The sequence below is a fragment of the Bacillus sp. SIMBA_008 genome, assembly GCF_046535495.1.
GTDB lineage: Bacteria > Bacillota > Bacilli > Bacillales > Bacillaceae > Bacillus > Bacillus subtilis.
In genome coordinates this window covers 1-275 of record NZ_JAWRWL010000407.1, presented here as the reverse complement: position 1 = coordinate 275, position 275 = coordinate 1, and the positions used below count along the sequence as shown (strand labels likewise).

General features: G+C 47.6%; 1 pseudogene. It reads right to left on the bottom strand.

The window, feature by feature from the left end:
- Positions 1-275 (bottom strand): annotated as a pseudogene (locus tag SB658_RS23795) (polysaccharide biosynthesis C-terminal domain-containing protein); the annotation flags it as partial.

Sequence of the window (275 nt, the reverse complement as noted above, 5' to 3'; positions counted from 1 at the left end):
ACATACAGCGCGCACGTCACAAAAATCAGCATGACTAGCTCAATCGGGGCAGAAAAGAATCCGTTCATTTGAGATTTCAGCCAAAGGCTCACCACCCCAGTGCCGATGATCACAAGAACACATATCCCATATTCCTTCATTGGTAAATGAATAGGCAGTACTTTACCGACAGTTGCCGCATGAAGCAGCGTGACAAGGACGATGCCGATTAATATCGCAAGTGCTGCCCCCATAATGCCAAAGCCCGGCTGTGAAGCAAGAACAAAGATCATTCC